Origin of the sequence: Actinomadura sp. NPDC049753, assembly GCF_040674655.1 — a bacterium.
Classification (GTDB): Bacteria; Actinomycetota; Actinomycetes; order Streptosporangiales; family Streptosporangiaceae; genus Spirillospora; species Spirillospora verrucosospora.
Window position 1 is genome coordinate 1 of record NZ_JBFARL010000204.1, and the last position, 13467, is coordinate 13467.

General features: G+C 74.4%; 14 protein-coding genes. 6 read left to right on the top strand and 8 right to left on the bottom strand.

What is annotated here, in order from left to right; translation table 11 throughout:
- Positions 1-518, bottom strand: a 518-nt coding sequence (locus tag AB0K37_RS34255; RefSeq protein ID WP_363988095.1) for a sigma-70 family RNA polymerase sigma factor, incomplete at its 3' end; no start/stop codon positions are given.
- A 102-nt stretch (positions 519-620) separates the two neighbouring features.
- On the opposite strand from AB0K37_RS34255, the gene AB0K37_RS34260 reads away from it, so the two are divergent.
- On the top strand, positions 621-1460 hold the full coding sequence (locus AB0K37_RS34260) for a hypothetical protein (protein ID WP_363988098.1): 840 nt from the start codon (positions 621-623) through the stop codon (positions 1458-1460).
- 37 nt (positions 1461-1497) lie between these two features.
- Here the strand turns inward: AB0K37_RS34260 and ftsH are convergent, their stop codons facing one another.
- Together ftsH and modA are read right to left on the bottom strand one after the other, a co-directional pair.
- A complete protein-coding gene (ftsH, locus tag AB0K37_RS34265; protein ID WP_363988101.1) occupies positions 1498-3570 on the bottom strand; it encodes an ATP-dependent zinc metalloprotease FtsH in 2073 nt (690 codons plus the stop codon).
- Between the two features lie 114 nt (positions 3571-3684).
- On the bottom strand, positions 3685-4464 hold the full coding sequence (modA, locus tag AB0K37_RS34270; protein WP_363988104.1) for a molybdate ABC transporter substrate-binding protein: 780 nt from the start codon (positions 4462-4464) through the stop codon (positions 3685-3687).
- 113 nt (positions 4465-4577) lie between these two features.
- Between modA and AB0K37_RS34275 the strand changes: the two genes are divergently transcribed.
- Together AB0K37_RS34275 and AB0K37_RS34280 are read left to right on the top strand one after the other, a co-directional pair.
- On the top strand, positions 4578-5252 hold the full coding sequence (locus tag AB0K37_RS34275) for a uracil-DNA glycosylase (RefSeq protein ID WP_363988107.1): 675 nt from the start codon (positions 4578-4580) through the stop codon (positions 5250-5252).
- Positions 5253-5515: 263 nt separating this feature from the next.
- Positions 5516-6547 (top strand): hypothetical protein, encoded by a 1032-nt coding sequence (locus AB0K37_RS34280; protein ID WP_363988110.1) that lies wholly within the window; start codon positions 5516-5518, stop codon positions 6545-6547.
- On the opposite strand, the gene AB0K37_RS34285 is transcribed toward AB0K37_RS34280, so the two are convergent.
- The 4 genes from AB0K37_RS34285 to AB0K37_RS34300 are packed head-to-tail and all read right to left on the bottom strand — an operon-like array spanning position 6511 to position 10325.
- Complete coding sequence (locus AB0K37_RS34285; RefSeq protein ID WP_363988131.1) at positions 6511-7377, bottom strand: 1,4-dihydroxy-2-naphthoate polyprenyltransferase; 867 nt, start codon at positions 7375-7377, stop codon at positions 6511-6513. The two genes, AB0K37_RS34280 and AB0K37_RS34285, sit on opposite strands and share 37 nt — an antisense overlap.
- Before the next feature lie 34 nt (positions 7378-7411).
- Entirely contained in the window at positions 7412-9061 is a 1650-nt protein-coding gene (locus AB0K37_RS34290) for an MFS transporter (protein ID WP_363988113.1), read from the bottom strand.
- Between the two features lie 48 nt (positions 9062-9109).
- Positions 9110-9700 (bottom strand): GNAT family N-acetyltransferase, encoded by a 591-nt coding sequence (locus tag AB0K37_RS34295; protein ID WP_363988116.1) that lies wholly within the window; start codon positions 9698-9700, stop codon positions 9110-9112.
- Between the two features lie 52 nt (positions 9701-9752).
- A complete protein-coding gene (locus AB0K37_RS34300) occupies positions 9753-10325 on the bottom strand; it encodes a CGNR zinc finger domain-containing protein (protein ID WP_363988118.1) in 573 nt (190 codons plus the stop codon).
- Positions 10326-10447: 122 nt separating this feature from the next.
- Here AB0K37_RS34300 and AB0K37_RS34305 point away from each other — a divergent pair, with 122 nt between their 5' ends.
- Positions 10448-10702 carry a hypothetical protein gene (locus AB0K37_RS34305; protein WP_363988120.1) on the top strand — a complete coding sequence of 85 codons (255 nt, stop codon included), beginning with the start codon at positions 10448-10450 and terminating at the stop codon, positions 10700-10702.
- Positions 10699-11052, top strand: a complete 354-nt coding sequence (locus AB0K37_RS34310; protein WP_363988123.1) for a VOC family protein — start codon at positions 10699-10701, stop codon at positions 11050-11052. Before AB0K37_RS34305 ends, AB0K37_RS34310 begins: the two co-directional genes overlap by 4 nt.
- Before the next feature lie 12 nt (positions 11053-11064).
- Here the strand turns inward: AB0K37_RS34310 and AB0K37_RS34315 are convergent, their stop codons facing one another.
- Positions 11065-12456 (bottom strand): PLP-dependent aminotransferase family protein, encoded by a 1392-nt coding sequence (locus AB0K37_RS34315; protein WP_363988125.1) that lies wholly within the window; start codon positions 12454-12456, stop codon positions 11065-11067.
- Between AB0K37_RS34315 and AB0K37_RS34320 the strand changes: the two genes are divergently transcribed.
- The gene (locus tag AB0K37_RS34320) at positions 12455-13444 is read left to right on the top strand and encodes a DMT family transporter (RefSeq protein WP_363988128.1); all 990 of its coding nucleotides are present in this window, start codon (positions 12455-12457) and stop codon (positions 13442-13444) included. The genes AB0K37_RS34315 and AB0K37_RS34320 overlap by 2 nt on opposite strands.
- The last annotated feature ends 23 nt before the right edge of the window (positions 13445-13467 follow it).

Below are 13467 nucleotides of genomic sequence, written 5' to 3' on the forward strand. Positions count from 1 at the left end.
GGGTGCGCGGCACGGCCCCCGATCCCGAACGCGACCCGGCGGCGGGCGCGGCTGGCCAGCTGGCGGGCGGCGGCGGGGGACCGTCCCACGATGGGCGCGATGTCCTCGAACGGCACTGCGAACGTGTCGTGCAGGACGAACGCCAGCCGCTCGGCAGGGGTGAGGGACTGCAGGACCACCAGGAGCGCGAGACCGACCGAGTCGGCCACCAGCGCCTCGTACTCGGGGTCGGGGGCGCTGGCGGCGCTGACGACCGGGTCGGGCAGGCGTTCCTCCAGCGGGTCCTCGCGGCGGGACGTGCGTGAGCGGAGCATGTCCAGGCACACCCGTCCCACGACGGTCGTCAGCCAGCCGCCCAGGTTCTCGATGGCGTCCGAGTCGGACCGGCTGAGCTTCAGCCAGGCCTCCTGGACGGCGTCGTCGGCTTCCGCGAGCGAGCCCAGCATCCGGTAGGCGACCGCCTTCAGATGCGTGCGGTGGCCCTCGAACCGTTCGGCCAGGAACTCGCGCTCGTCCATCACGTCCCCCCTCTGTTCCACTAGGTCATCACACTGACGGACGCCGCGGCCCGGATGTGACCGGGCTTGTGCGGAGACCGGAGCGCGCCTAGCGTTCGCCAGGTGGATGCGACTTTCGCGCGGGACATGTGGAAGGCCATAGAGCCGCTGCACGCGGTGACGTACTTCGCCGAGGAATGCCGGACGGCCAACAAGGACGTCGGCCTCAAGGGCTTCTGGATGGGCTACTTCGGGAGCCGGGGAGCACCGCTCGGCCGGGTCTCCGCGGGGACGATCGAGGCGACCTTCTTCGGCTTCCACCCGGCCCGCGTACGGCGGGCCGTCCCCGACGCGTGGGATTTCGCGTCCCCCGAGAGCATCCTCCGCGCCCGGAGCGACGCCGCGGCGCGTGCCCTTCGCAGGGTCTTCCCCGGCATCGAGGACGTGGCGGTGAAGGCTGCGCCGCTCCTGCGAGAAGTCGTGATGGCGGCGGACGGCTCCGGCCGTCCCTTGTTCGCCGCCAACCGTGACCTGCCCGTCCCAGAGGACCCGGTGGAGGCGCTCTGGCAGGCGACCACGTCCTTGCGCGAGCACCGCGGGGACGGTCACGTCGCCCTGCTCACCGCCGAGGGCCTGAGCGGCCTGGAAGCGAACGTCCTGGTCTCCGCCATCGGTGTGGTGCCTCCGGAGCGTTTCCACGAAAGCCGCGGCTGGTCGCCTGAGGAGTGGGCGGAGGCAGCCGAAGTACTCGCCCAACGCGGCCTCGTGGCCGAGACAGAGGCGACAGAAGCCGGACGCGCCCTGAAGGCACGAATAGAGCAGCGCACCGACGAACTGGCAGCAGCCCCCTACACCGTCGTAAGCGATCCCAGCACCCTGTACGAGTGGCTCCTGCCAGCCTCCAAGGCCCTGGCGAACGAAATGCCGTTCCCCAACCCCATCGGCCTCCCTCGACCCGCCTAGGGCCTTCTCAGAGCCAGGACTTCGCTGTGCTCCGACCTCAGCGGTGGGATTTGGTGAGGTCGGCCTCGCGGATGGTGCGGTCTACGCCGGCGGCGGCGTAGGCGGCGGATTCGTCGAGGGTCTCGTTCTCCAGGAGGGCGGCGGCCAGGGAGTCCAGCTTGTCGCGGTGGGTGCGGAGGGTCTCCAGGGCCTCGGCGTAGCACTCGTCGACGATCCGGCGGGCCTCCAGGTCGACGGCGTCCAGGGTTCCCTGGGCGGCGTACTGGCCCATCGGGTCCGACCCGTCCGCGGGGAGGATCGACAGGGGGCCGATCTTCTGGGACATGCCCCAGCGGCCCACCATCCCGCGGGCGATCTTGGTGACCTGCTCCAGGTCGCTCTCCGAGCCGGTGGTGATCACGCCGAAGACCAGCTCCTCGGCGGCCATGCCGCCGAGCGCGCCGATGATGCGGCCGCGCAGGTAGCGCTCGTCGTAGGCGTAGCGGTCGTCGTCGGGCGTGGAGACGGTGACGCCGAGCGCGCGGCCGTGCGGAACGATCGTGATCTTGCGGACGGGGTCGGCGCCCGGCTGCAGCATGCCGAGCAGGCCGTGCCCGGACTCGTGGTAGGACGTGCGGCGGCGCTCCTCGAACGGCATGACCAGGGAGCGCCGGGTGCCGAGCTGCACCTTCTCCAGTGCGCTCTGGAAGTCGTCCATGTCCACGGCGTCCTTCTCGCGCTTGACGGCGAGCAGGGCGGCCTCGTTCACCAGGTTGGCCAGCTCGGCGCCGGTCATCCCGGGGGTCATCCTGGCGATCGAGAGGATGTCGGCGTCGGCGGCGAGCGGGACCTCGCGGGTGTGCACGCCGAGGATCGCGACGCGGCCCTCCAGGTCGGGCGGGGACACCGCGACCTGCCGGTCGAACCGGCCGGGGCGCATCAGGGCCGGGTCCAGGATGTCGGGACGGTTCGTCGCGGCGATCACGACGACGCCCTCGGAACCGGAGAAGCCGTCCATCTCGGTGAGGATCTGGTTGAGGGTCTGCTCGCGCTCGTCGTGGCCGCCCATGCTGGCGCCGCCGCCGCGCGCCCGTCCGATGGTGTCGATCTCGTCGATGAAGATGATCGAGGGGGCGGTCTTGCGGGCCTCGGTGAACAGCTCGCGGACGCGGGCGGCGCCGACGCCGACGACCATCTCGATGAACTCCGACGCGGCCGCGGAGTAGAACGGGACGTCGGCCTCGCCGGCGACGGCGCGGGCGAGCAGGGTCTTGCCGGTGCCGGGCGCGCCGGTCAGCAGCACGCCGCGGGGGACGCGGGCGCCCATCCGGCGGTACTTGCCGGGGTCCTTGAGGAAGTCGACGATCTCGCTGAGCTCCGCCTCGACCTCGTCGATGCCGGCGACGTCGGCGAACGTGGCGCGCTTGGCGTCCGCGGCCACGGGCTTGGGGGAGCGGTTGAAGCCGCCCATGAGGCCGCCCCCGCCGCCGGTCATGCGGCGCTGCAGCCACACCATCACGCCGATCCACAGGCCGACGAACAGCAGGGTCGGCAGCAGCGACAGCAGCAGGTTGGCGAGCAGGCCGCGGTCCTCGTTGACCGGCTTGGCCTCGACCTCGACCCCCTTGGCCACCATCTCCGTGTAGATCTTGTCGTCGGCGAACGCGGGGCGCAGCGTCTGGAACGAGGAGTAGGTCTTCTCCGCGTGCCCCGGGACGGGCCGCTTGCTCTTCAGCTGGCCCTGGATCTGGTAGCCCTTGGTGTAGACGTCCTTCACGTTCCCGGCGGCGACCTGCTGCGTGAACGCCGTGTAGGGGACCGTCACCCGCTCCTTCTGGCCGGTGAGGTGCATGGAGACGTAGCTCAGCCCGAAGACGGCCAGCAGCAGCGCCCAGAAGACCGCGTTGTTGCGGTTCGGCTTCCATCCGCCCCCGCGCAGGCCGCGTGCCCGCCCTTCCCGCCGGTCGGGGACGCCTTCGGCGCGCCAGGGCTGGTCGGGGTCGCTGCGGGGCGGCACCGACTGGCGTCTGCCGGGCTCGGCCGTGCCGGAGCGCTGCGCGCCGGCGTTCGGCGGCGTCCCGTTCGGTCGCGGTGTCCCGTTGGGCTGTGGCGCGGGTCGCTGGTCCGGCACGTGTCGCATCTCCCCGTACAACGCGCCCCGGGGGCCGGGGCGATCAGGTGTTCCCGAGCCCTGGAGGGCTCCGGGGAGGTAAACGGAAGTCGGCTCGCATCCGTTCCCCGCGGGTCACTGCGGAGGGGCCGGTGTGACGAAGCCGTACTTGGTGAACAGCCGCTGCGCGTCGGGGGTGACCAGCCACGCCACGAACGCGTTCGCGGCGTCCTCGTGGCCGCCGTCGCGGACGACCGCGGCGGGGAAGGACGCGGTGACGTTCTGGGCCGCCGGGATGGGCACGCTGCTCGCCGCGATCCCGGCCGAGTTCAGGTCGGTGACGAAGACGACGCCCGCGTCGGCCTCGCCGGCGCGGACCCGGTCCAGGACGGCCCGGGCGCTGATCTCCTCGCTGCTCCACTGGACGGTCACGCCCGCCTTGGCGAGAACCTGCCGGGTGTAGCGGCCGACGGGGACCGTCCCGGCGCCGACGACCACCCGCAGGCCCGGGCGAGCCAGATCTCGCAGGTCTCGGATCCGGTGGGGGTTGCCGGGCCCGACCGCGATCGTGAGCCCGTCGCGGGCGATGACGCGGCGGCGCCCGGCCAGGTACTCGCGGGCCGCGTCCATGCTCGGCCCGTCGGCCGTCACCAGGACGTCGGCGGGCTCGTGCTCGGCGAGGCGGTCGGCGATCTCCGGCGTCCCGCCGAACGCGAACCGCAGCCTGACGTCCGGGTTCTGCTGCTGGTAGGCCGCGCCGACCTCGCCGAGCACCTCCGTCATCGAGTTGGTCGCGAGGACGGTGAGGGTCAGCGGTCCGGAGGGGCCGCCGCAGCCCGCGCCGAGGGCGGGCAGGACGAGCGCCGCGAGCAGCGCGGACGCGCGAAGGCGCCGCCGATGGGGGGAATCGGGCATTTGTCTCATCCTAGGGTCGGGGGGTTCGGAGTCCCTGGATTCGGCCCTGGCGTGTCAGAGGCCCGCACTAGTGTTCCGGGCAACTGGAGATCACGTTTCTCGGAGGCCCGACGATGTCCCTCGACCTGATGGAACTGCTGCCCGGCGACTGGCGCGAGCGGCTCGATCCGCTGCTCGACCCGATCGGCACCGCCGCGCTGGGCGCGTTCGTCGCGGGCGAGTACGCCGGGCAGACCGTCTACCCGCCGCGCGAGGACCTGTTCAACGCGTTCCGGCACTGCCCGTTCGACGGCGCCCGCGTCCTGATCCTCGGGCAGGACCCCTACCACGGCCCCGGCCAGGCGCACGGGCTGAGCTTCAGCGTGCGCGAGGGCGTGCGGCTTCCCCCGTCCCTGCGCAACATCTACAAGGAGCTGGCGGCCGACCTCGACGTCCCCGCGCCGGTGTCCGGCGACCTGACCCGCTGGGCCGACCAGGGGGTCCTGCTGCTGAACGCGGTGCTGACCGTCCGGGCCGGGGAGGCGGGCTCGCACGCGGGCAAGGGCTGGGAGGACTTCACCGACGCCGCGATCCGCGCGCTGAACGACAAGACCGAGCGCGTCGTGTTCGTCCTCTGGGGCGCCTACGCCCGCAAGAAGGCGCGCCTGATCACCGGTCCCCAGCACACGGTGATCGAGTCGGCGCACCCGAGCCCGCTCAGCGCCAAGAAGTTCTTCGGGACGCGCCCGTTCAGCGCCGTCAACAAGGCCCTCGTCGACGCCGGCCGCGCCGAGATCGACTGGGCCTAGGGCCCGTCTCGAAGCGGCCTCGGCCACGCGCGCGAACGCGTGACCTGCCCGGTGCCGTGAAGCCGGAGGCGAGCGGAACCGGGCAGATCGCGAAGCGATGCCGCGTTCGCCCAGGCCCGGTCACGGAGCGAGCCGCCAGGCGAGCGAAGTGGGCCGGGACTCTGAAACACAGCCGGTCGTCTCACCCCCGCGGGGGAGCGGCGCGCCCGTTCTCCCTCCGCGGCGGGAGGCACGGGGCGGGCGGCCCGGTGGATCGTCGGTCCATGACCGTTTCAGTTCACCGGCCCGCCGTGACGACGCGCGCCGCGCACTGCGGCCCCGGGCGCGCCCGCCTGGCCGTCTGCGCGGCGACGACCGCCGCATGCGTCCCCTACCTCACCATCAAGATCGCGTGGCTGTCGGGCAGCACGGCCGGGTGGAACGACCCGGCCGCCGCCGAGGACTCCGCGCTCTACGTGGGCAACGCGATCACCCTCGGCATGGACGCGGCCGCCGTGCTGGTGGCGGCGGCGTTCACCTTCCGCTGGGGCCGCCGGATCCCGGCGTGGCTGGTGCTGGCGCCGATCTGGATCGCGGTGGGCCTGCTCGCGCCGATCGTCCTCGCCGTCCCGCTCGGGACGCTCCTGCAGACGTTCTTCTCGTCCGAGCCGCTCATGGGCGATGAGAACGCGCTCCAGGGCTGGGTGTACGGCGTCGTCTACGCGGGCTTCACCGTGCAGGGCATCGGCTTGCTGACGGCGTTCGTCCTGTACGCGCGCGACCGGTGGCCGCGGACGTTCGAGATCCGCACCAGGAGCGTCCCCACGGGGCCGACGCACTCGCTGCAGGTGCTTCTGGCCCGCGTGGCGGTCGTCCCGGCGGCGGTCTTCGCGGCCGTGCAGCTCTTCTGGGCGTTCGGAGGGACGGCGGGCCTCCACGGGCGCGAGGCCGCCGACCGGAACCTGGCCCAGCAGCTGGCCGACGGTGCGGAGGGCCTGCTCGCGGTCGCCGCCGCGGCCGCGCTGCTGCTGATCGTCCGGCGCGCGGGCCGTCCCGGCCGGTTCGTGGTGCCGCTCGCCGCCGCCTGGGCCGGCTCCGGCACCATGTTCGCGGCCTCCCTCTACGGGCTGCTGGTGGTGCTCGGCCGGCCGGGCTTCCTGGCCACGGACTCCGCGTCCGCCACGGGCCTGGTCGCCCTCGCCGGGGTACTCGCCGGGCTCGTGACCGGCCTGACCGGCGCGTTCCTGCTGGCCGAGAACCAGGGCGCCCTGGCCGCGGGTCAGAGCGCCAGGCCGACCGCCAGCAGCACTCCGTAGGCGATCTGCAGCCGGCCGGTCTCGCCGAGCACCGGGATCAGCGCGGGGCCGGCGGCGCCGTTCAGCACCTTCTGCGTCGGCGGCAGCGACAGCGGCGCCGCGAGCAGCGCGAGCAGCGCCCACGGGTGCGGCGCCGCCAGGGCCAGGGCGAACATGAACGGCAGCGCGGTGCACGCCGCGTACAGGATCCGGGTCCAGCGGTCGCCCAGCACGACGGCGAGGGTCCGCTTGCCCGACTCCCGGTCGGTGGGGATGTCGCGCAGGTTGTTGGCGACGAGCATCCCGCACGCCAGCAGCCCGATCGGGACCGCCGCCGCCCACGCCTCCCACGGCAGTTCCTCGATCTGGACGTAGGTCGTCCCGACGACGGCGACGAGGCCGAAGAAGACGAAGACCGAGACCTCGCCCAGCGCGCGGTACCCGTACGGCGTCTTGCCGCCCGTGTAGAACCAGGCGGCGAGGATCGCGAGCGCGCCGACGAGCAGCAGCCACCACGTCGTCACGGCGGCCAGGACGAGCCCGGCGACGGCGGCGACGAGGAAGCAGCCGAGCGCGGCGGCCAGCACCTGGCGGGGCGGGGCGGCCTTCGAGCCGACGAGCCGCAGCGGCCCGACGCGGTCCTCGTCGGTGCCGCGGATGCCGTCGCTGTAGTCGTTGGAGTAGTTCACCCCGATCTGCAGCACGAGGGCGACGACGGCGGCGAGGACACCGCGCCACCAGACGGGGTCGCCCTCGCCCACGGCGACGCCGGTGCCGACGACGACCGGAACGAGGGACGCGGGCAGGGTGCGGGGCCGGGATCCGGCGACCCATTGGGAGAGCGTGGCCACAGTCACCGCTTGTTCTCGTGGGACGACAGGGGGTCTAGCGCTTCGATTCTTCCCGATGAAGATCAGTGCTCGGGCGCAGCCGCAGCGCGGGCCCGAGCCCGAGGGCGAGGATCGCCGCGGTGGTCAGGGCCGCGTTCCTGGTCGCGACGGCGAGGCTGGCGTCCGCGGCGTGCGCCTCGGCGGCCAGCCCGGGCGTGTCGTGAAGATCACGTCCGGAGGTCCCGGCGCTGTGGCGCAGGTCGTGGGCGAGGGCCGCCCGCCGCTCCGGGCTCAGCGACGAGCCCGCCAGCCGGTCGGTCATCGTGTGCCCGAGGCTCGTCGCGAACACCGTCCCGATCGCGGCGATGCCGAGCGCAGCGCCGACCTGCCGGGCCGTCGACTGGGTTCCGGACGCCTGGCCCGACTGCGCCGGCGGGACGTCCGCGAGCGAGACGTTCGCCAGCTGCGCCGACGTCAGCCCGAGGCCCAGCCCGTACAGCAGCATCCACGGCGCGAGCCCGAGCCCGCCGGTCGTCGCGGAGACCGTGAGGGCCAGCCCGAGGACGGCGGCGACCTCCAGGACCATCCCGATCTGCACGACCCGGTGGGGGCCGCGCCGGTCGGCGAGCCTGCCCGCGGCCCCGCCGGACACGAACGCGCCGACGGCCAGCGGCAGGATCGCCAGACTGATCTGCAGCGGGTTCGTGCCGTGCACGCCCAGCAGGAACAGCGGCAGGACGAACAGCAGCCCGAGCTCGCCGACGTTGATCAGCGCAGAGGTCAGGTTGCCGCGCCGGAAGTTGGGGATGCGGAACAGCGCCAGGTCGAGCATCACCGGCCGTCCCGCCGCCGCCCGGGACCGCTCGACCACGACCAGCGACGCGACCAGCACCGCGCCGAACGCCAGGACCACGGGGACGGGGGAGAGGGCGGTCTCCGGCCAGCGGAGCGGGCCGGCCGTGAACGGGCGGGTCGCGGTCCACCAGCCGTACGTCTGCCCCTCGATGATCCCCCAGACCAGCGCGCCGAGGCCGAGGGCGGCCAGCGCGCCGCCCGCCCAGTCGATCTCGCGCCGCACGCCGCCCGGCGCGGGCGAGCGCGTCTCGGGCATGAACCGCAGCGCCCCGGCGATCAGGACGGCGCCGAGCGGCAGGTTGACCCCGAACGCCCACCGCCAGCCGCCGCCGGTCGCCAGGGCGCCGCCCGCGAGGGGCCCGAGCGCCGCCATGCCGCTGATCATGGCGCCCCAGACGCCGAAGGCGACGGCCCGGTCCCGCCCGGTGAACACCGCGTTCACCGTGGACAGCGTCGCCGGCATGAGCATCGAGGCGCCGACGCCCTGCAGCGCCCGCGCGCCGATCAGGGCCGCGCCGACGGGGGCCAGCGCGGCGGCGACGCTCGCCGCCGCGAACACCGCCACCCCGAGCACGAACATCCGGCGCCGCCCGACCAGGTCGCCCGCCCGCCCGAACGGGATGAGCAGCGCGGCGAACACCAGCGAGTACACCGAGGTCGCCCATTCCGCGCCCGAGGTCGACAGTCCCAGGTCGGAGACGATCCGGGGCATCAGGACGCCCACGATCGTGGCGTCGACCACGACCAGCGAGACGCCGAGGCTCATCACGACCAGGCCGAGCCGGCGATGCCGGCCGGAGGGCGCCGGTGCGGAGGCACGGGGCGGCGTCAGGGAAGCGGACTCGGGCACGACCTCCAAGATATGGCCGGATCGCCCGTGCGCCTCACCGACCCCTGGCTAGGAGCCCGTTCCGCCGGGCGGGGCGCTGATGCCGGTGTCGCTGATGCCGGTGTCGCTGATGTCGGTGTGCAGCCGGATCTGCCGGACGGGCTCGCCCATGTCGAGCGTCCGGGCCGTCCCGTCGGGCGCCCATCCGGCCGAGCCGAGGAACGTCCGCGTCACCTCGTCGCCTTCGAACACCCAGGAGACCAGGGTGGTGAAGCCGTCCTCGCGGAGCAGGTCCGCGGTGGCGGCGAGCAGCCGGCTGCCGTGCCCGGCCCGCGTGTGCAGGGGGTCGACCAGCAGGGTGATCAGCTCGGCGGCGCCGGCCGGGTCGAGGTCGGCGTCCTCGGCCGGGGCGTGCGCCGCGAAGCCGACGACGAGGTCGGACGCCACCGCGACCAGCAGCCGGTGCCGCGGACTCGGCGGCGCCGTCGCCGCCTCCGTCCACTTGTCGCGCCACTGCTCCACCGCGGCGTCGCTGGTCACCTGGCTCAGGACGTCCGCCGGCAGCAGGTCGCGGTACCCGTGCCGCCACGCCCGCACCTGGATGCCGGCGACGGCGGCCGCGTCCGCGCGCCGCGCGGGCCGCACCCCCACATCCGCCATGCCGTGTTCACGTCCTCTCGCCGGGATACCGGCCCACCCTAGCGAGCGGCGGCTACGCGGGAGCGCGCCGCCGTGCCCGGTAGGCGCGGGTCTTGGCGCGGTTGCCGCAGACCTTCATCGAGCACCAGGAGCGCGAACGGTTCTTGGAGGTGTCCAGGAACGCCCAGCGGCAGGTGTCGACCTGGCAGGTCTTCAGGCGCGGCCAGGTGCCGGCGGCGACCGAGTCCATGACCGCGGCGGCGATCCGGGCCACGCCGGCGGCGGCGCCGGACGGGTCGAGCGGGACGAGGGCGGGACGCGGCCCGGCCAGGGTGACGCGCAGCGGCAGGGCGGCCAGCACGTCCTCCAGATCGTCGGGAATGTCGGCCTCGTTCGAGCCGTGGTGGGCCTCCATGGCCTCGCGGAGACCCTCGCGCAGCGCGACGGCGATGCGGACGTCGGCGTCGGCGGCTCCGGCGCCCTCGGGGACGAGCCCGCGCCCGGCGAGCCATCCGGCGAGTCCGGCGGGCGTCGTGATCTCGTCGGTGGCGGATTCGACGTCGAGCGTGTTGACGAAGTCCGCCAGCAGCAGCGCCGGGTCCGCAGGCGGCGGCGCGGGGTTCCCGCCCGTCTCGGTGCCGCCCATCGTGCCTCCTCGTCCATGGGAACTCTACCAAGCGCCGACACCGCCATAAAGCGTTCACCGGTTGCGTGAACCACGACACCGGCATTACGTTTTAGATGGTGTCAACGAACGGGAGGACGACCATGAACGAGCTGCCGTACTTCGCGGTGCTCGCGCAGCGCCATGCCTGGGCCGAACGCGAGTACGCCCGCCTGCACGCCGACATCGCCGAGTCGAGGCTCCTCGCCCGCGAGCGGGCGCAGGAGCGGGCCGCCCGGAAGCGGGCCTGGGTCCGCGACCGGGTCGCCGGGCTGCACCTGCCGCGGCGCACGCCTCCCGCTCCGTACTGCGCCCGCGCCGCGGCGCGATCCGTTCGCGCGGCGGGAGTCGTGCGATGAACCCCAAGGTGGGCAACCTCGTCATCGACTGCACCGACCTCGGCGCCATGGCGGCCTTCTGGGGCGGCCTCCTCGGGATGAAGACGACGACGCGGAGCGACGACTGGCTCGACCTGGAGCCCCTCGGGACGGGCGGGCCGGTGCTGTCGTTCCAGCGCGTCCCCGAGGGCAAGAAGGTCAAGAACCGGCTGCACCTGGATCTGGACGTCGCGGACATCCGCCCGGCCGGCGAGCGGGCGGCGAGCCTCGGCGGCACCCCGGCCGCCGGCCCCATGGGGAACCCGCGGCGCCCGTTCCAGGTCTGGCGCGACCCCGAGGGCAACGAGTTCTGCTTCTGCACCGCCTCATGACCGCAGGACGGCCTATGACCGCAGAACCGAGGTGAGGCGGCGCACGCCCTCGGCCAGCTCCGCCTCGGACGCCGCCGTTCCGTAGCTGAGCCGCAGGTGGGGGGCGGGCGCCTCGGCGGGGAAGAACGGCCGCCCCGCGTTGACCAGGACGCCGGCGCGCAGCGCGGCCTCGGCGAGCGCGGTGTCGTCGACGCCGTCCGGCAGCCGGGCCCACAGGTGCAGCCCGCCCGCCGGGCGGCTCACCCGCAGCTCCGGCAGGTCGCGGGCGAGCGCGGTGAGGAGCGCGTCCCGGCGCGAGCGCAGGGCGGCCCGGACGGCCCGCAGGTGGCGCGACCATCCCGGCGAGCTGACCAGTTCCAGCAGCGTCTCCTGCAGGGGCCTGGCGGGGAAGAACTCCTCGACGAGCTGCGTCGCGCGGATCCGCTCCGCGACCGGCCCCCGGGCGGCCACCGCGGCCACCCGCAGGCTGGGAGCGGTCGCCTTGGTGAGGGACGCGACGTGCACGACCCGGCCGTCGGCGTCCTGCGCGATCAGCGGCGGAGGGGGAGCCTCGATGCCGAGGTGCCGCGCGAAGTCGTCCTCCACCACGAACGCGCCCGCCGCTCGCGCCGCGTCCAGCACCCGCCGGCGGCGCTCGGCGGCCAGCACCGCGCCGGTCGGGTTGTGGAAGGCGGGCTGGGTGTAGAAGACGCGCGCCCCGCTGATCGCGAACGCCTCGGCCAGCAGGTCGGGACGGACGCCGTCCGCGTCCACCGGGACGGGCACCGGATGCAGCCCGCTCGCCCGCGCCACCGCCAGCACGCCCAGATACGTCGGCGACTCGACCAGCACCGGGGCGCCCGGAGGGAGCAGCGCGCGCAGCACGGTCGTCAGCGACTGCTGGCCCCCGCTCGTGATCAGCACGTCGGCGGGGGAGACGGCGCCGCCGACCGTGCGGGCGAACCAGGCGCGCAGCTCCGGCGATCCGCCGAGCCGCGGCATCTCCCAGGCGTCCGGGCGCCGGGCCGCCCGCGCGGCCGCCGTCGCGAGCGCCCGCACCGGCTGGAGCGTCGGGTGCAGGTAGCCGCCGCTGAGCGCGACCACGCCGTCCGGCGGCGGGGTGAGCAGCCACGACACCCCGGCCGGGTCCACGGACCGTTCGCCGAGCGTCACCGCCTGCCAGCCGAAGTCGGCCGGCTCCGCGGCGCTCTCGGCCCGCGGCGCGGCGAACGCCCCGCTGCCCGGGCGCGTCACCACCAGCCCCTCGGCGGCCAGCAGCCCGAGCGCCCGCGACACCGTGACCGGGCTGACCCGGTGCCGCTCGACCAGCGCGCGGCTCGACGGGAGGCGCTCGCCGGGGCTCATCCGGCGGACCTCCGCGCGCAGCCGATCGGCCAGCGCCGCCACACTGCTATCGTCTTTCATGAAGACCCAAGATAGCGCTACTGTGCCCCGGCCGATAGCGGCCGGCATCTCCAAGGCGGGCCTCGGGCTCGCGGCAGTCGGCGTCCTGACCTTCTCCCTCACGATTCCGACCACGGTCCTCGGCCTCGAAGGGCTCGACCCCTACGTGATCGGCATCGGCCGCTCCGCCGCCGCGAGCGTCCTCGCCGCCCTCGCACTGCTATCGGTCCGGGCGCGTCCGCCCCGCCGCGACCAGTGGGCGAGCTTCGCGGTCGTCGCGGCCGGAGTGATCTTCGGCTTCCCGCTGTTCTCCACGCTCGCGCTCGACCACGGCGCCTCCTCCGCCCACTCGGCCGTCGTCGTCGGGCTGCTGCCCGCCGCCACCGCCGTGCTCGGGGTCCTGCGCGCGGGGGAGCGCCCCTCCCGCGCCTTCTGGTTCGCGAGCGCGGCCGGCGCGGCCTGCGTCACCGGCTTCGCCCTGGTCCGCGGGGCTGGCCGCGTCACGCCCGCCGACCTGCTGCTGTTCACCGCCCTCCTCACCTGCGCCGCCGGCTACGCCGAGGGCGCGCGCCTGGCCCGCGACATGCCGGGCTGGCGCGTCATCTCCTGGGCGCTCGTCCTGGCGGCCCCGGTCACCGTCCCGGTCGCCGCGGTGCTGCTCGCCACGACCCGCCCCGCCTGGACGGCCCACGCCGTCATCGGCTTCGGCTACGTGTCCGTCTTCTCCGCCTACCTCGGCTTCTTCGCCTGGTACGAGGGCCTGGCACGGGCCGGGATCGCGCGCGCCAGCCAGATCCAGCTGACCCAGCCCATGCTCACCCTGTTCTGGTCGGCCGTCCTCCTCGGAGAGCGCGTCGACGCGACGACCGCGCTGGCGGCCGTGGCGGTGCTGGTCTGCGTGGCCCTCACCCAGCGCGCCCGCGTCCGGCGCACCCTGCCCGACGTCGCGCACCCCCCGACGGGCCAGGCCCCGCCCGGCGGGGGCGCCGCGGGGGGGGGGCATCCATGAACCAGAGGGGGGGAAGCGGGATG